Here is a 16890-nt window from a genome sequence, read left to right as displayed (position 1 = left end):
GCCCCAGTCCGCGCCGCCGGCTAGCGCTTATCGAGCGGCAACCAAGCGTTCGCTACATGCAGGTGGAACTTGCCCAGCGTCGCCAAGACCAACAGGCCGGCAGCGGCAAACAAGCGACCCCGCCTCAACGCTTCTCCACCAGCACGGCGCGGAAGTTGTTGACGTTGGTGAGCGTCGGGCCGGTGAGAAGAAGGTCGCCAATGTGGTTTGTCGACGATTTCTCAATCGCTCTTCTTCCCTAGGTTTGTTGGGCTCGGGAGGCCCAACTTTTGCCTCCACTGTTCCGCTTCAATTGGGAGTTCAACCTGTTGGTATCGAAGTTTCCATTCTTCGTACCGCCGTACCGCCTCCTCCTGCTGGTTCCGCATGGCCGAGCCAAAAGTTGCCCCGGCTGCGGCGGCGAGGAACATGCAAGCGATAGCCACCGGAAGGCTGTCGCGCCAAGTTTCATAAACCTTGCCTGGGGCGGCAAATTGATAGGCAGCTAAGCCCGAGACCACGGTTAGAAAGGCCGGCACAATGGTGCCGACGACGCTGTCACGGCTCGCCCCCATGAACAGCCCGGTGACTGCCCCGATGGCCCCGAACGCCAAACAAAGGAGAGCGACTTCACGCGGCCTTAGGTTGAAGGCTAAGGCTGCGACCAGACCGATGAGAATCGAAATGAATCCGACGCTCAGTAGCGGCGCAATTCCAAACTTTAGAGCGTAGAGATAGAGGTCAAAGTAGGCCGACATCGCCAACCGCAATTTGGTTATTTTGCTTCTTTCGCGCCTGAATCTGAGCCCTCGTCCAACGCACCATTGGACTTTGGCGCGTCAGGGGTGAGAGACCCCGGCGCGACGCTTTTGTATGTCTCCTTGTCGTCAGGTGCCTCAAACATATTGCCGGGTGGAACTCCCGGCGGCGGACAATGGAGCGTCGTGCATCGGTCGGCAGTCGTGATTGGGTGGCTGGACAGTTGTGCTGCAAGAAGCAGCACTCCAACTAGCTCGCTCCACATGGGAACCCCTCCCCCACCCGAAGGTGGCACGATTTGCGTATGCAACCTACCACAAGGCTGGCTTCTGGGATAGGCGAGGGGTCGCCGGTTGGCCGCCTCAGGGCTTCTCCACCAGCACGGCGCGGAAGTCGTTGACGTTGGTCAGCGTCGGGCCGGTGACGAGCAGATCGCCGGTGCCGTTGAAGAAGGTCCAGGGATCGTTGTCGGTGAGCATGGCCTTGGCATTGAGGCCGGCTTTCTCGGCGCGGAGAAGCGTGTCGGGCGCGATGATGGCACCGGCATTATCCTCAGAGCCGTCGATGCCGTCGGTGTCGCCGGCAAGCGCGTAGATGCCGGGCATGCCGTTGAGCGCGATGGCGAGCGCGAGCAGGAACTCGGTGTTGCGCCCGCCTTTGCCCTTGCCCTTCAACGTGATCGTGGTCTCGCCGCCCGAGATCAGCACGCAAGGCGGGATTTCAGGTTGCCCGCGGAGCGCACATTGCCGGGCGATGCCGGCATGGACCAGGGCCACGTCGCGGGATTCGCCCTCGATCGAATCGCCGAGGATGACCGGCTTGACCCCTGCCTTGCGTGCGATGACGGCTGCCGCTTCGAGCGAGGCCTGAGGCGTGGCGATCATGATGTTCTCGACGCCCGCTAGCCGCGGATCGCCGGGCTTAGGCGTTTCGTCCGCAGTCTTGAGGCGCCGGAGCACGCTTGCCGGCACGTCGATCTGGTATTTCTCGATGATGCCAAGCGCATCCTTGTTGGTGGACGGGTCCGGCACCGTGGGGCCGGAGGCGATGATCGAGGGATCGTCGCCCGGCACGTCGGAGATCATCAGGGCCACAACCTTTGCCGGCGACGCGGCGGCGGCGAGCCTGCCGCCCTTGATCGCCGAGAGATGTTTGCGCACGGCGTTCATCTCGCTGATGGTGGCGCCCGATTTGAGCAGCGCCTTGTTCACCGCCTGCTTGTCCTCGAGGCTCACGCCTTCCGCCGGCAATGCGAGCAGCGCCGAGCCGCCGCCGGAGATGAGGCAGAGCACGAGGTCGTCCTTGGTCAGGCCCTGCACGAGGCCGAAGATGCGCTTCGCCGCGTCGCGGCCGGCGGCGTCGGGAACCGGGTGGGCGGCCTCGACCACTTCAAGGCGCTTCGTCGGCACGCGATAGCCGTAGCGGGTGACGACCAACCCCTCGAGCGGTCCCTCCCACGCGTCCTCGAGCGCCTTCGCCATGGCGCCCGACGCCTTGCCGGCGCCGATGATGACCGTGCGGCCCTTCGGCCGGGGCGGGAGATGGGCGGGAACGCAGATCGAGGGAAGCGCTGCGTCGACCGCCGCCTGAAACATGGACTTCAAAAGCTCGACCGGCCTCATAGTGGCCTCCAGATGGGCGGCTCAACTCGCACAGACGATTGCAAGAAGGCAAGCGAACTTGTTTCGGGCAGCAAAAAAGCCCGTAGTTGCGGGCTTCTCTGCATGACAAACGGTAAAATTGGCACCGGATTGGAAGGCGACGACGGCCGTAATCACAAACACTGGATTGAGAATGCGCGGCTTGCGGCGTCACGAGCAACCCGGCTGAGGCTCACGTCGTCGAGTCGTTACGGCGCGCGGCAGGCTGACCGATACTCGAACACGCCGCCCCGTCATGCCCCCAAGGCCGTAGATCGACAGCGGCGCAGTGTTCGCACACCCGTTCAAGTTCGGTTCAGGTTTGACGCGCCAGAGTGTGTATACTGAGCCGTGCAATCATACAGGCTTTGAGAGAGAAGCCCATGTCCCGAACAATCGCCAGCTTAGCATTCGTCGTGCTTTTGGCCTTTGCCCCTTCCGCACGGAGCGCCAGCGAACAGCTTCGGGTCGAATGTGAGGGCGGTGGCCCGGAGGATCAAGTCATTACCGCGTGCACAAAAATCATCGACGGTAAGAAGGGGAGAAAACAGGAACTTGCGATGGCCTACAACGTCCGCGGCTACGCCTATCAGTGGAAGGGCGACTATGACCGCGCAATTGCCGATCAAGAGCAGGCGATTAAACTCGATCCGTCCGATTATTACTACTTCGCCCGTGGCAACGCCTATCTGGCAAAAGGAGACTATGACCGCGCCATCAGCGATTTCAACAAGGCCATCAAGCTCGATCCGACAAACAATCAGTTTTTCTTGGGCCGCGGCGATGGCTATAGGTCAAAAGGAGACTATGACCACGCCATCAGCGATTACGAGAAGGTGATGAATCTCGATCCGATAGGTTCTTACCCCTACCTCCACCGCGGCGATGCGTACTTGGCGATGGCCGACTATGACCGCGCAATTGCCGATTACGACAAGGCGATCAAAATATCCCCTGATTACGCCGGGGCCTACAACAATCGCGGGCTTGCCTACTATAAGAAGGCGCAATTCGAACGTGCCCTTCAAGACTTCGATCGGGCGAGCGAGTTCGATCCGCGACTGGCCAAATCCTTCGGTGCTGAGCGCATTGCGGCGCGCGGACACCTCAACGCGACCGATCAGGGAGAACAACAGGTCGCCACCGCGCCTCCAGCCCCCGCGGCCCAGCCGAGCGTGCCGACAACTACGGCGGCAACTCCGGCGCCCGAGACTCAAGCGAGCGTTCCCCCCTCGCCCGCGACCGGCACCAAGACGACCTCGGCAACACTCCCGCTTGGTAGGCGCGTTGCACTGGTGATCGGCAACTCGGCCTATCGCACCGTCAATCCGCTGAAGAACCCTGAAGCCGACTCGAAGATGGTAGCGGAGGAATTTCGCAAGCTTGGCTTCGCTGAAGTAATCGAGAAGCGCGACCTTTCACTCGCTGACCTTTCCTCAGAGCTAAAGGCCTTTGGCGACAAGGCCGCCGACGCCGATTGGGCCGTGGTCTACTACGCCGGCCACGGCATCGAGGTTGGCGGGGTCAATTACGTCATCCCCATCGATGCCGAGCTCAAGACCTCGTCGCACGTCGAGGAGGAGGCCATTCCATTGGATCGCGTGTTGTCGAAAGTGGAAGGCGCCCACAAGCTCCGGCTCGTCATTCTCGACGCCTGCCGCGACAACCCATTCTCGCAGCGCCTTGCCAGCGCGGGCGGCGGTACGCGGTCTGTGGGACGTGGGCTTGCTCGCGTGGAGCCGAGAGGCGGGGTGCTGGTCGCTTATTCCGCCCGCGACGGCAATCTCGCTCAGGACGGCGATGAGACCAACAGTCCCTTCGCCCAAGCCTTGGTGCAGCATCTCGAGGAGCCGGGCGTGGAGATCAGTCTGCTGTTCCGCAAGGTTGCCGACTCGGTGTGGACGAAGACACATGGCGAGCAGGAGCCCTTCACCTACGGCTCGCTCCCAGCCGAAGCGCTCTACTTCAGAGCCGCAGCTCAATAGTCAATGCGAGATGCATCGCGGGCGCCTTACCAGGGTCGGAGATGGTGCTAATGGCCTGTTATCCGTAGTAGGTTAGAATCGCATAAAGCGCCGCTACACCCGCCAGAAACATTGCCGCGACCGATACCCAAAAGGACAACCACGCGAGCCTGCGTTCCGGCTCTCGGTCGATCCGATTGATCGCGCGCTGATATTCAGCGAGTTGGCGAGCGGCGTAGTCTTGGGGGCTGTGCGCGAGCGAGTTCCTGTGAAATCCTCCGTTGTTTTTCCTCCTCGCTCTCCCTCATCTCGACACCTCAGAGCCAAATTCTATTCTGGGACCCAGACGGTCTCGCCAATATCCCGAGGGCTGCGGCAATTAGGAAAGTCAAAAGCCACGGATGCTGAAGTGGATGCCCGGGCATTGCTCACACAATCCACCCGAGCTCGCGCGCCTTGATCACTGCGGCCTGAAATGCATGAGCCCGAAACGCGCTTCTGATTGAGGCGGTGGTCGGCGGTATCCGACTGCGCCTTAGAACAAGATGCGGCTCCTCGACGGACTTTCTGTAGCCGAGCAGGAAGGTCGTTCCGGGCTTCGTGACGACTATTTCCTCGCCGATAAGCTCAACCTTGATCTCCATGTCCAAGCGTACCACGGAGAAGGGCGCCGGCAGGAAGCCGACGCTGGAATCAGTACCCTTTGCGCCGAAGCCCGAAATGTGGCTGTCTGGGGTTGTAGTTCATCATCCCTACACGGGAGGTTCAAATGCCAGCCTTAAACGATGCACAACTCGCCGAACACGTTGCGATCCTCAACAAGGTCAAACTGGATAAAGGTTTGGACTACGAGACCATTGGCAAGATGGTCGTTGCCAGCATTCTACGTGAGAATGAAGAAAATATGCGTACGCAAAAACCCGATAGCAAGGGACACGTTCTGCTAAAGTCGAACCTTCGCCATTCCGCTAGAGTGCACATGGACCCAACCATCGTGGTGTGCTGCATTTGCGAGGACGGGCCCATAATTATTTGTCGTGGCGCGTGCTGCGATTTCCCGTAAGCCCTGTTTCGAGGTATGGACGGAGGGGCGCCGGCCGAAGCCGACGCCCCATGCAGCTGCTCTACCCGCGACGAGGCGAATCAGCGATAATCAGGGGCATGAGAAAATACCTCCCCTACGCTGCTACTCCTCTCGCCGCGATCGTTACCATGTACGCGGTCACGGCGCCCCATTGGGACAAAAAGTTCGACGCTCAAACAGCGCCGGGCCCAGCACCTGCGGCGTCAATTCCGTCGTCCTCGACGGCTACCGATACCGGAGCGGTTTACAATGCCGTCGATGACAGCCCGATCGACGTGAGACCACACAAAATGTTCGCCATATACCGTCAAAAATAGCGAGGCTGGCGCGCCGGGGCGTGGAACCCGCTGTTCACGGCGGCCTACAACAAAAAAGGGCGCCGGCCGAAGCCGACGCCCCATTTCGCCCCGCATCATTCCCAAGACACACTAGCCCTTTAGCGCAAGCCGCTCGAACTCGGACCTGGAAATCTTTGGCAATCCCTTCCGACCGTGGATGTTGGCGCCGGAATTGGCACCGGACGGAGGGGAGAAGGTGGGTGACTATTGGTGACGGTGTGGAGCCGCCGAGCCGGGATTTCCTGGCAGAACGGGAAACGGAGGGACGGGAAGGAATGGCGCAAGACCGTTGTCATACGCCAAGCGAATGAATTAGGTTGCCTATTCCAGTTGCAAGGCGTTGTGCCGTAACCCCCGGGGACAGTTGATTTATGTCAGTTCTGCCGCGTGAAAGTGCCGAGAAACCAGGCACGCGCACAACCGATCAGCACCAGAAGCCAAAATCAGACATCGAAATCTCGCAAGCGGCCAAAATGCGGCCGATCGTCGAGGTGGCGGCAGAGAAGCTCGACATTCCGGCTGAATACGTCCTGCCTTACGGCCATTACAAGGCGAAGATCTCGCTCGACTATATCGCTTCGCTGGCCAACCGGCCCGACGGCAAGCTGATCCTGGTCACCGCCATCACGCCGACGCCGGCCGGCGAAGGCAAGACCACCACCACCGTCGGCCTCGGCGATGCGCTGAACCATATCGGCAAGAAGGCGGTGGTCTGCGTGCGCGAGCCGAGCCTCGGCCCCTGCTTCGGCATGAAAGGCGGCGCTGCCGGCGGCGGCTACGCCCAGGTCGTGCCCATGGAGGACATCAACCTACATTTCACCGGCGACTTCCACGCCATCGGCGCCGCCAACAACCTGCTCGCGGCGCTGATCGATAACCACGTCTATTGGGGCAACAAGCTCGACATCGACACCCGCCGAGTGACGTGGCGCCGCGCCGTCGACATGAACGACCGGGCGCTGCGCGAGATCGTCACCGCGCTTGGCGGCGCGGCCAACGGCTTCCCGCGTGAAGCAGGCTTCGACATCACCGTGGCGAGCGAGGTCATGGCTATTTTCTGTCTCGCCAAGGACCTCGCCGATCTGCAGCGGAGGCTCGGCAACATCCAGATCGGCCAGACGCGCGACAAGAAGCCGGTCAAGGCAAGCGATCTCTCTGCCGCCGGTCCCATGGCGGCGCTGCTCAAGGACGCGCTCGCGCCGAATCTGGTGCAGACGCTCGAGAACAATCCGGCCTTCATCCATGGCGGCCCGTTCGCCAATATCGCGCATGGCTGCAATTCGGCGATTGCCACCAAGGCTGCGCTCAAGCTCGCCGATTATGTGATCACCGAGGCAGGCTTCGGCGCCGATCTCGGCGCCGAGAAGTTCTTCGACATCAAATGCCGCAAAGCTGGCCTCAAGCCCAATTGCGTCGTCATCGTCGCCACCATCCGCGCGCTCAAGATGCATGGCGGCGTGGCCAAGGACGATCTCAAGAAGGAGAATGTGCAGGCGCTGGAGAAGGGCTTCGCCAATCTCGAGCGTCACGTCAACAATCTCAGGCGCTACGACGTGCCGGTCATCGTTTCCGTCAACCGCTTCTCGACCGACACCGAAGCCGAGCTTGCGCTTCTCCAGCGTCTCTGCGCCACGCTCAGCGTCGAATGCGTGCTCGCCGATCATTGGGCGCAAGGCGGCGCCGGCGCGGAACAGCTCGCCCGCACCGTGGTGCGCACCATCGAGACGAAGCCGAGCGATTTCCACCCGCTCTATCCCGACGATATGCCCCTCTGGGATAAGACGAGGACCATCGCGCAAGAGATCTACGGCGCCACCGACATCACCGCCGACAAGGCCGTGCGCGACCGCTTCGCCGAGCTGGAGAAGGAAGGCTTCGGCAAGTTCCCGATCTGCGTGGCTAAGACCCAATACAGCTTCTCGACCAACCCAGACGCCAAAGGCGCCCCCTCAGGCTTCACCATCCCGATCCGCGAGGTCCGGCTTTCGGCCGGCGCCGAGTTCGTGGTGGTGATCTGCGGAGACATCATGACCATGCCCGGCCTGCCCAAGGTCCCCGCCGCCAACACTATCGAGCTTGCCCCGGACGGGCGCATTACCGGGCTGTTTTAGCTAAGCAAGGGGTTGCCAGGGGCTCAACCGGACGGTACCACCTTCCCGCCCGCCAAGGTTCTCTCAAGGCAAGCCCTACTTCAGGAGGAAACGTAGCCAATGTCGGCAACGCGAAAGCCGGGACGCAATTTTCTGTTCGTTCCCGGCCCGACCAATATTCCGGACCGCATCCTGCGGGCGATGCATATCGCCATGGAGGATCATCGGTCGTCGGACTTCCCCAAGCTCACCTTGCCGCTCTATGAGCGGCTGAAGAAGATCTTCAAGACCAAAGAGGGGCAGGTCGTCATCTTCCCGTCGAGCGGCACCGGCGCCTGGGAATCGGCACTCACCAACACGCTCGCTCCGGGCAACAAGGTGCTGATCGCTCGTTTCGGCCAGTTCAGCCATCTGTGGGGCGAGCTCGCCCGCCGGCATGGCCTCGAGGTCATCGTGCAGGACGAGGAGTGGGGCACCGGCGCCAATCCCGACCGTATGGAGGAGGCGCTCAGCGCCGACAAGAACCGCGAGATCAAGGGCGTGCTCGTGGTGCACAACGAGACCGCCACCGGCGTCACCAGCAATGTCGCCGCGGTGCGCCGCGCGCTTGACGCGGCCAAGCACCCGGCGCTGCTCTATGTCGACGGCGTCTCCTCGATCGGGAGCATCGATTTCCGCTTCGACGACTGGGGCGTCGACGTCGCTATCACCGGCTCGCAGAAAGGCCTCATGCTTCCGGCCGGCCTCGGCATCGTCTGCGCGAGCAAAAAGGCGCTCGGCGCGATGAAGGACGGCAATCTGCGGCACTGCTATTTCGACCTCGCCGATCAGATCAAGGCGAATGCCACCGGCTATTTCCCCTACACGCCGGCGCTGCCGATGCTGCATGGCTTGCGCGAGGCGCTCGACATCATCGATGAGGAGGGGCTGGAGAACGTCTTTGCCCGCCACCATCATCTGGGAAAAGGCGCGCGCGCCGCGGTCGAGGCCTGGGGGCTCAAGCTCTGCGCCAAGGAGCCGAAATGGCATTCCGACACGGTCACCGCGATCATGGTTCCGGCCGGTTTCAACGGCGCCGACGTGATCGACATTGCCTATAGACGCTACAATCTCGCGCTCGGCGCCGGACTGTCCCAGGTCGCCGGCAAGCTGTTCCGCATCGGTCATCTCGGCGATCTGAACGAGTTGATGCTGCTCGGCGCCATTGCCGGCGCGGAGATGGCGATGCGCGATACGGGCATCGAGATCGAGCTCGGAAGTGGCGTCGCGGCGGCGCAAGCCGAATTCCGCGACGGCATGCAGGCGAAGATCAAGCAGGTCGCTGCCGAATAGGCTTTCCCGCGCCCGCGGGGATAGCGGCGCTCAAGAGCCAGTTTCGCCGACAAGCTTCGCCGGTCCGATCTGCCGTGGGTCAAGCCGGCGGAACGGCGAGGCGTTTAGGCTTTTGGGTTTCAGAGTTGAAGAAGTGTCTTAGGTCCAAGGGGTCGTTCGGTGCAGCACCAAATCGTGTTCCTCGATCGGGAGTCCGTCGGCGCCAATGTGCGCAAGCCGGAGTTCCCGCACAGCTATAAACAATATGAAGCGACCTGGACGCCGGAGGAGATCCTCGAGCGGCTGAAAGACGCCACCATCGCCATCATCAACAAGGTGCCGATGCGCGCCGACACGCTGAAGAAGCTGCCGAAGCTCAAGCTGATCGCGGTGGCGGCGACCGGCACCGACGTGGTCGACAAGGCGTTCTGCAAGGAAAACGGCATCACCGTCGTCAATATCCGCAACTACGCCTTCAACACCGTGCCTGAGCATGTGATGGCGCTCGTCTTCGCGCTTCGCCGCAACCTCCTCGCCTATGTGAAGGACGTGCACGCCGGGAGATGGGGCAAGGTCAACCAGTTCTGCTTCTTCGACCACCCGATCCATGACGTCTCGGGCTCGACCCTCGGCGTCATCGGCTTCGGCGCCATCGGCAAGTCTGTGGCGAAGCGCGCCGAGGCGTTCGGCATGCGCATCCTCCCATACGATGTGTTCCCGCAAGCAGGGCTTGTCGATCTGGAGACGATCTACAAAGAGAGCGACGTCATCACGTTGCATACGCCGCTCACGCCTGAGACCAAGAACATGATCGGCGCGAAGGAGCTCAAGATGATGAAGCCCTCCGCCATCCTCATCAATACGGCTCGTGGCGGCCTCGTCGACGAACAGGCGCTTGCCGACGCGCTGAAGAGCGGCACCATCGGCGGCGCTGGCTTCGACGTGCTCACCAAGGAGCCGCCCAAGGAAGGCAACGTTCTGCTCGATCCGACGCTGCCCAATTTCATCTTGACGCCGCATATCGCCTGGGCGAGCCAGGAAGCCATGCAGATCCTCGCCGATCAACTCATCGACAATATCGAAGCGTTCGTGGGCGGCAGCCCGCAGAACGTCGTGGAATAAAGCCGGGAGGCACGACGATGACCAAGATGAAGAAATTGCTGTTCCTGTTCGACACCGACCCTTACGCGAGCGTGTTCGACACCGTGGTCGCTTATGACGGCGGCGCCGACCGGGTGACGGGCTACGCCAATGTTACGCCGGACAATGTCGGCGCGCTGGTCGACGGCACCATCTTCACTCGCGGCGGCAAGGAGAAGCAGAACACCGCAATCTTCGTCGGCGGCGGCGACATGGGCAAGGGCGAGGCGCTGCTGAAAGCCGTGAAGAAGAAGTTCTTCGGCCCGTTCCGCGTCTCGGTGATGCTCGATCCGAACGGCTCCAACACCACGGCGGCGGCCGGCGTGGCATTGCTCGCCAAGGCAACGAAGCTCAAGGGCAAGAAGGCGGTGGTGCTTGCCGGCACCGGTCCTGTCGGCATGCGCGCCGCGGCGATGCTCGCGCAGGAAGGCTGCGACGTCACTATCACCTCGCGGTCGAAGGAGCGTGCGGAGAAGGCGGCACAGGCGATCGAGGCCCGCTTCGGCGTAAAGGTCAAGCCCATGCAGGGCGCCGACGAGGCGGCGCGCTCCAAGGACCTTGAAGGTGCGCAGATCGTGTTTGCCGCCGGCGCCATCGGGGTGGAGCTGGTCAAGATCTCGCACTGGGAGGGCAACCCGGCCATCGAGGCGGTCGCCGACGTGAATGCGCAGCCGCCGCTCGGGCTTCAAGGCATCGAGGCGACTGACAAGGGCAAGGAGCGTGACGGCAAGCTCTGCTTCGGCGCGCTCGGCATCGGCGGCCTCAAATTGAAGCTGCATCGCGCTTGCATCGGCAAGCTGTTCGAAAGCTCGGAAGCCGTGTTCGACGCCGAGGAGATCTACGCTCTCGCCAAGGAGATGGCCTGAAGCATGATCAAAGAGAGCGCCATCGACAAATTCCTCGACGAGCTTGCGAGCCAGAACGCAACGCCCGGCGGCGGCGGCGCCGCGGCCATCATCGGCGCCATGGGCGCTGCCCTCGTCGCCATGGTGTGCAATCTCACCATCGGCAAGAAGAAATATGCCGAGGTCGAGGACGAGATGAAGGCGCTGCTCGCCAAGGCCGAGGCTCTCCGTCATAAGCTCACCGGCATGATCGAGGACGACGTCAAGGCGTTCGACGCGGTGATGGGCGCCTACGCCATGCCGAAGGAGACCGACGCCGACAAGGCTGCCCGCAGCGCCGCCATCCAGGAGGCGCTCAAGCTCGCCACCGACGTGCCGCTCCGCTGCTGCCACGCGGCGCGCGAGGTCATCGATCTTGCCGCGGCCGCCTCGGCCAAGGGCAATCTCGGCGTGATCTCGGATGCCGGCGTCGCCGTGCTCGCGGCTTATGCTGCACTGCGAAGCGCTGCGCTAAATGTTTATACCAACGCGAAAATCATCACTGACAAAGCCTACGCGGAGGCTAAGCTGAAGGAACTTGAGACGCTCTTGTCCGGCGCGGAAGGCGTCACCGAGGAAGCTTATGAGCTGGTGAAAGGCAAGGTGAGCTGAGGCTCGCCCGCCTGGCGCCGGCCAAGAACCGAAAAAGGGAGGAAGGAAAGTGGACGTCCACGAGTATCAAGCCAAGGAGTTGCTCGCCCAGTTCGGCGTGCCGGTGCCCAAGGGCGCCGTCGCCTTCAGCCCAGACCAGGCGGTCTATGCCGCCACCGAGCTCGGCGGATGGAATTGGGCGGTCAAGGCGCAGATTCATGCCGGCGCCCGCGGCAAGGCCGGCGGCATCAAGCTGTGCAAGACCTATCACGAGGTGCGCGAGGCGGCTGCCGACCTGCTCGGCAAGCGCCTGGTGACGATCCAGACCGGGCCTGAAGGCAAGCCGGTGCAGCGGGTCTATATCGAGGTGGCCGAGCCGTTCGAGCGGGAGATCTATCTCGGCTATGTGCTCGACCGCAAAGCCGAGCGCATCAGGGTCATCGCGTCGAAGCGCGGCGGCATGGAGATCGAGGAGATCGCGCGGACCGAGCCTGAGGCCATCCTCCAGGTGGTGGTCGAACCTGCGGTCGGCCTGCAGGCCTTCCAGGCGCGCGAGCTTGCCTTTGCGCTCGGCCTCAACATCAAGCAGGTGCAGCGCGCGGTGACCACGATCATGAACGCCTATCGCGCGTTCCGCGACCGCGACGCCATCATGCTCGAGATCAATCCGCTGGTGGTGACCAAGGACGACCGCGTGCTCGCGCTCGACGCCAAGATGTCGTTCGACGACAACGCTCTGTTCCGCCGTCACAGCGTCGCTGACATGCACGATCCCTCGCAGCAGGATCCGCGCGAGGCGCAGGCCGCCGAGCACAATCTCAATTATATCGGGCTCGACGGAGAGATCGGCTGCATCGTCAATGGCGCGGGCCTCGCCATGGCCACCATGGACATGATCAAGCACGCTGGCGGCAGCCCGGCGAATTTCCTCGATGTCGGCGGCGGCGCGTCGCCGGAGCGCATCGCCACGGCGCTCAAGCTCGTGCTGTCCGACGCCAAGGTGAAGGCGGTGCTGGTCAACATCTTCGCCGGCATCAATCGCTGCGATTGGGTGGCGAAAGGCGTGGTGCAGGCCTGCCAGACCGTCGACGTCAAGGTGCCGCTCGTGGTGCGGCTCGCCGGGACCAATGTCGAGGAGGGTCGCAGGATTCTCGCCGAGAGCGGACTTGAGCTGATCACCGCCGAAACTTTGGCCGAGGCCGCGAGCAAGGCGGTCGCCGCTTGCAACGCGGCACAGGAACCTGCAAGGGCGAGAGCTTAAGCGCGCGCCGGGAGGAGACCAATGAGCATTCTCATCGACGAAACGACACCGATCATCGTTCAGGGCATGACCGGCGACAAAGGCTCCTTCCACACCAAGGAGATGGTGGAGTACGGCTCCAATGTCGTCGGCGGCGTGACCCCTGGCAAAGGCGGGAGCAAGCATCAGGGCCTGCCTGTGTTCAACACCGTGAAGGAGGCCGTGGCCGCCACCGGCGCCACTACCAGCATCACCTTCGTGGCTCCGGCCTTCTGCGCCGACGCCATCATGGAAGCGGCCGACGCCGGCATCAAACTGATCTGCTCGATCACCGACGGCATTCCGGCGCAGGACATGATGCGGGTGAAGCGATACCTCTACCGCTATCCCAAGGACAAGCGGCCGATGATGGTCGGTCCAAACTGCGCCGGCATCATCAGCCCCGACAAGGCCATGCTCGGCATCATGCCGGGCCACATCTACCTGAAAGGCAAGGTCGGCGTGATCTCGCGCTCAGGCACGCTCGGTTATGAAGCCGCCTCGCAGATGAAGGCGGTCGGCATCGGCATCACCACGTCGGTCGGCATCGGCGGCGACCCGATCAACGGCTCGTCCTTCCTCGATCATCTCGTTCTCTTCGAAGAGGACCCGGAGACCGAGGCGGTGCTGCTGATCGGCGAGATCGGCGGCCCGCAGGAGGCGGAAGCCTCGGCCTGGATCAAGGAGAACATGAAGAAGCCGGTGGTCGGTTTCGTCGCCGGGCTCACGGCGCCGAAGGGACGGCGCATGGGTCATGCCGGCGCCATCATCTCCGCCGTTGGCGACAGCGCCGCGGAGAAGGCCGAGATCATGAAGTCGTGCGGTCTGACCGTGGCGCCGAACCCAAGCGAGTTCGGATCGACCGTGGCCAAGGTGCTGTCCGGCGGCGCGTCGAGGCCCCAGGCTGTCGTCTGAGCTGAAGGCGCGGTGCCGCAAGTCATAGGCGGGGCGATGCGCCCCGCCGGGAGTGCCGCGCCATCATGAAGGACGATGTCAACAAGCTCGGCAGCGCGGAGGAGCCTGTTTCCGCCTCGGCGCTGATCAAGGGCACTTCGCCGCGGGAGGCGGCCGAACTTCTGTTCGGCTTGCTTCTCGATGTGGCGCGCCGGCATCAGCCTGAGATCGAGCCTCTGCTCAAGAGCGAGGCCGCCGTCGCCGATGTCACGCCTGAGCTCATGGCCCGGGCATTGCAGGCGCAAGGCATCTGGTTCCAGCTCCTCTCTATCGCCGAGCAGAACGCAGCGATGCGCCGCCGCCGGAGGGTCGAGCGCGAGCGCGGCCGCGAAGAATTGCGCGGCACCTTCAGCCATGTGCTGGCGGAGGCCGCGAGCGCCGGCGTCGAGCCTGAGGAGATCCAGAAGCTGATCTCGAGCTTGCGCATCCGCCCGGTGCTGACCGCCCACCCCACAGAGTCGAAGCGCGTCACCGTCTTGGAGAAATACCGCAAGACCTATCTCCTGTTGCGCGAGCTCGAGAATCCGCGCTGGACCGAGCGCGAGCGCGCCGCGCTGGTCGACGAGCTGCGCGACCAGATCGAGCTTGTGTGGATGACCGGCGAACTGCATCTGGAGAAGCCGTCGGTCGAGCAGGAGGTGCAGCGCGGCCTCCACTTCTTCGACGAGACGCTGTTCGAGATGGCGCCGAAGATGCTGACCGGATTTGAGGCGGCGCTGAAGCGCTCTTATCCGGACACGCGCTTCGACGTACCGCCCTTCTTCCAGTTCGGCTCCTGGATCGGCGGCGACCGCGACGGCAATCCCTTCGTCACCACGTCGGTGACGCGCACCGCGCTCAAGCAAAACGCGCTGGCGAGCCTCCGGCATTACAGAGCGCGGATCGTCGAGCTTGCCCGCTATCTCTCGATCACCGAGCGCGCCTCGCCGGTGCCTGACAGCTTCCGCGCCGAGCTTGCCCGCGAGCTGGAGGCCTCCGGCGATGCGGTCGCCATCCGCGCGCGCAATCCGGGCGAGGCTTATCGCCAATATCTCACCGTCGTGCTGCGCAAGCTCGACGCGACCATCGCCCGGGCTGAAGGCAATGGCGTGGGTGACACGCGGCCCTATTACGCCAATGCCGACGAGCTGATCCTCGATCTCCGCGTGCTGGAGAACGCGTTGGAGGAGGCAAGTCTCGCCTCGATCGCCACCGATCTGGTGCGCCCCGTCCGCTACGCGGCGCAGCTCTTCCGCTTCTCGACCGTGCGCCTCGATCTCCGCGAGAACACCACGCGCACCACCGAGACGCTGCAAGCCCTGTGGCGGGCGACGGGCGGGCAAAGCGGCGAGCCGCCCGGCCCGAAGTCTGAGGCGTGGAAGTCCTGGCTGCTTGCCGAGCTTCACCGCCCGCGCGAGGGCGACCGCGTCCTTGCCGGTCTCGCGCCGGAGGCCGAGGAGACGCTCAACATGCTCCGGCTCGTGCCAGAGATGCGCGGGCGGCTCGACCGCGAGGCGTTCGGCAGCTTCATCCTGTCGATGGCCCGCTCGGTCGCCGACGTGCTCGGCGTCTATCTCCTCGCCAAGGAGGCCGGCGTATTCTTGGATGCCGCCGGCACCGAGATCTGTCCTCTGCCCATCGTGCCGCTGTTCGAGACCATCGACGATCTCCGCGCCGCGCCTCAAATCATGCGCGAGCTGCTCTCAGTCCCGCTCGTCCGCCGCAGCACCAACTGGCAGGGCGGCGTGCAGGAGGTGATGATCGGCTATTCCGATTCGAACAAGGACGGCGGCTTCTTCGCCTCGAACTGGGAGCTCGCCAAGGCGCAAACGAAGCTCACCAAGGTGAGCGACGAGACCGGCGTGAAGATTGCCTTCTTCCACGGCCGCGGCGGCTCGGTGTCACGCGGCGGTGCGCCGACCGGGCGCGCCATCGCCGCCCAGCCGGCAGGCTCGATCCGCGGCAGGTTCCGCGTCACCGAGCAGGGCGAGGTGGTGTCCTCCAAATACGCCAATCGCGGCACCGCCTTCTACCAGATGGAGCTGCTCGCCGCGAGCGTGTTCGAGCATGCGCTGAAATCCGAGCGCGAGGATGCGCTGAAGCCGAGGGCCGAGATCGACGACGCCATGGAGGCTTTGTCGGGCGCCTCGCGTGCGGCCTATACGCGGCTTGCCGGCAACCCCGACCTCGTCACCTATTTCCAATCGGCGAGCCCATTGGAAGAGATCTCCCTGCTCAATATCGGGTCGCGGCCGGCTCGCCGCTTCGGCGCCAGCAGCCTCGCAGACCTTCGCGCCATCCCTTGGGTGTTCGCCTGGGCGCAGAACCGGCACATCATCACCGGCTGGTACGGGGTGGGCAGCGCGCTCAAGAATTTCATCGAGGTGCGCGGCGAGGAGGGCCTTGCCATGCTCGCCCGCATGTTCAAGGACTCCCGCCTGTTCCGCCTGATCATGGACGAGGTGGAGAAGACCCTGCTCATCGTCGATCTCGCCATCGCGCGCGCCTATTCCGGGCTTGTCGCCGAGGCGCAAGTGCGCGACACGATCTTCCCCATGATCGAGGCCGAGTATCGGTTGACTGCGGACATGGCGCGAAGAGTGAGCGGCGGGGCTGAAATCGGCGCCCGCTTCCCGCGCCATCGCGAGGTGCTGGCCGAGAGGCTTCCCATGATCAACGCGGTCAACCGCGAGCAGGTCGAGCTGTTGCGCCGGTTCCGCGGCGCCTCGACGGAAGCGGAGCGGGAGCGCTACAAGCCTGCTTTATTGCTGTCCATCAACTGCATTGCCGCCGGCCTCGGGGCCACGGGTTAAGGCATGATCGAATTTCGAGACATTTGTCCAAGGGACTTCTCCCAACGCACCACACCCGGCTCGGCTTTCAGCCGAGCCACCCTCC

The 16890-nt window shown here is 63.4% G+C and carries 14 protein-coding genes; 11 read left to right on the top strand and 3 right to left on the bottom strand.

Going from position 1 to position 16890, the window contains the following annotated elements; all coding sequences use genetic code 11:
• The coding region (locus tag ACREC7_RS08495) for a hypothetical protein (RefSeq protein ID WP_431555251.1) at positions 1–242 on the top strand (242 nt) is incomplete at its 5' end.
• On the opposite strand, the gene ACREC7_RS08490 is transcribed toward ACREC7_RS08495, so the two are convergent.
• Both ACREC7_RS08490 and ACREC7_RS08485 read right to left on the bottom strand, forming a co-directional pair.
• Positions 222–737: a hypothetical protein gene (locus tag ACREC7_RS08490; RefSeq protein ID WP_431555250.1), complete on the bottom strand. Its 516-nt coding sequence runs from the start codon at positions 735–737 to the stop codon at positions 222–224. The genes ACREC7_RS08495 and ACREC7_RS08490 overlap by 21 nt on opposite strands.
• Before the next feature lie 363 nt (positions 738–1100).
• A complete protein-coding gene (locus ACREC7_RS08485; protein WP_431555249.1) occupies positions 1101–2360 on the bottom strand; it encodes a glycerate kinase type-2 family protein in 1260 nt (419 codons plus the stop codon).
• 578 nt (positions 2361–2938) lie between these two features.
• On the opposite strand from ACREC7_RS08485, the gene ACREC7_RS08480 reads away from it, so the two are divergent.
• Entirely contained in the window at positions 2939–4363 is a 1425-nt protein-coding gene (locus tag ACREC7_RS08480; RefSeq protein ID WP_431555248.1) for a caspase family protein, read from the top strand.
• 407 nt (positions 4364–4770) lie between these two features.
• On the opposite strand, the gene ACREC7_RS08475 is transcribed toward ACREC7_RS08480, so the two are convergent.
• Positions 4771–4992, bottom strand: coding sequence for a hypothetical protein (locus ACREC7_RS08475; protein WP_431555247.1), 222 nt, complete (start codon positions 4990–4992; stop codon positions 4771–4773).
• A gap of 119 nt (positions 4993–5111) precedes the next feature.
• Between ACREC7_RS08475 and ACREC7_RS08470 the strand changes: the two genes are divergently transcribed.
• From ACREC7_RS08470 to ACREC7_RS08430, 9 genes are all read left to right on the top strand, one after another.
• Positions 5112–5405 carry a hypothetical protein gene (locus ACREC7_RS08470; RefSeq protein WP_431555246.1) on the top strand — a complete coding sequence of 98 codons (294 nt, stop codon included), beginning with the start codon at positions 5112–5114 and terminating at the stop codon, positions 5403–5405.
• 730 nt (positions 5406–6135) lie between these two features.
• Complete coding sequence (locus ACREC7_RS08465) at positions 6136–7875, top strand: formate--tetrahydrofolate ligase (RefSeq protein ID WP_431555245.1); 1740 nt, start codon at positions 6136–6138, stop codon at positions 7873–7875.
• A gap of 99 nt (positions 7876–7974) precedes the next feature.
• Positions 7975–9186 (top strand): aminotransferase class V-fold PLP-dependent enzyme, encoded by a 1212-nt coding sequence (locus tag ACREC7_RS08460; protein ID WP_431555244.1) that lies wholly within the window; start codon positions 7975–7977, stop codon positions 9184–9186.
• Between the two features lie 159 nt (positions 9187–9345).
• Positions 9346–10287: a D-2-hydroxyacid dehydrogenase gene (locus ACREC7_RS08455; protein ID WP_431555243.1), complete on the top strand. Its 942-nt coding sequence runs from the start codon at positions 9346–9348 to the stop codon at positions 10285–10287.
• A 26-nt stretch (positions 10288–10313) separates the two neighbouring features.
• Positions 10314–11171, top strand: a complete 858-nt coding sequence (locus ACREC7_RS08450) for an NADP-dependent methylenetetrahydromethanopterin/methylenetetrahydrofolate dehydrogenase (protein ID WP_431555252.1) — start codon at positions 10314–10316, stop codon at positions 11169–11171.
• Positions 11172–11174: 3 nt separating this feature from the next.
• Positions 11175–11801 (top strand): methenyltetrahydrofolate cyclohydrolase, encoded by a 627-nt coding sequence (gene fchA, locus ACREC7_RS08445; protein ID WP_431555242.1) that lies wholly within the window; start codon positions 11175–11177, stop codon positions 11799–11801.
• Between the two features lie 49 nt (positions 11802–11850).
• Positions 11851–13041 (top strand): malate--CoA ligase subunit beta, encoded by a 1191-nt coding sequence (locus ACREC7_RS08440; RefSeq protein WP_431555241.1) that lies wholly within the window; start codon positions 11851–11853, stop codon positions 13039–13041.
• 21 nt (positions 13042–13062) lie between these two features.
• The gene (gene sucD, locus ACREC7_RS08435) at positions 13063–13974 is read left to right on the top strand and encodes a succinate--CoA ligase subunit alpha (RefSeq protein WP_431555240.1); all 912 of its coding nucleotides are present in this window, start codon (positions 13063–13065) and stop codon (positions 13972–13974) included.
• Positions 13975–14039: 65 nt separating this feature from the next.
• The gene (locus ACREC7_RS08430) at positions 14040–16805 is read left to right on the top strand and encodes a phosphoenolpyruvate carboxylase (protein WP_431555239.1); all 2766 of its coding nucleotides are present in this window, start codon (positions 14040–14042) and stop codon (positions 16803–16805) included.
• Positions 16806–16890 lie beyond the last annotated feature (85 nt).

This window comes from Methyloceanibacter sp. (assembly GCF_050728395.1).
GTDB lineage: Bacteria > Pseudomonadota > Alphaproteobacteria > Rhizobiales > Methyloligellaceae > Methyloceanibacter.
The sequence above is the reverse complement of the archived record's forward strand: the minus strand, read 5'-3'. Positions and strand labels throughout refer to the sequence as shown.

Excerpts from the sequence above, each read along its gene's own strand:
- fchA (WP_431555242.1), top strand. The coding sequence starts at position 11,175 with ATGATCAAAGAGAGCGCCATCGACAAATTCCTCGACGAGCTTGCGAGC.
- sucD (WP_431555240.1), top strand. The coding sequence starts at position 13,063 with ATGAGCATTCTCATCGACGAAACGACACCGATCATCGTTCAGGGCATG.
- ACREC7_RS08485 (WP_431555249.1), bottom strand. The coding sequence starts at position 2,360 with ATGAGGCCGGTCGAGCTTTTGAAGTCCATGTTTCAGGCGGCGGTCGAC.
- ACREC7_RS08465 (WP_431555245.1), top strand. The coding sequence starts at position 6,136 with ATGTCAGTTCTGCCGCGTGAAAGTGCCGAGAAACCAGGCACGCGCACA.
- ACREC7_RS08450 (WP_431555252.1), top strand. The coding sequence starts at position 10,314 with ATGAAGAAATTGCTGTTCCTGTTCGACACCGACCCTTACGCGAGCGTG.
- ACREC7_RS08460 (WP_431555244.1), top strand. The coding sequence starts at position 7,975 with ATGTCGGCAACGCGAAAGCCGGGACGCAATTTTCTGTTCGTTCCCGGC.
- ACREC7_RS08490 (WP_431555250.1), bottom strand. The coding sequence starts at position 737 with ATGTCGGCCTACTTTGACCTCTATCTCTACGCTCTAAAGTTTGGAATT.
- ACREC7_RS08480 (WP_431555248.1), top strand. The coding sequence starts at position 2,939 with ATGGCCTACAACGTCCGCGGCTACGCCTATCAGTGGAAGGGCGACTAT.
- ACREC7_RS08430 (WP_431555239.1), top strand. The coding sequence starts at position 14,040 with ATGAAGGACGATGTCAACAAGCTCGGCAGCGCGGAGGAGCCTGTTTCC.
- ACREC7_RS08470 (WP_431555246.1), top strand. The coding sequence starts at position 5,112 with ATGCCAGCCTTAAACGATGCACAACTCGCCGAACACGTTGCGATCCTC.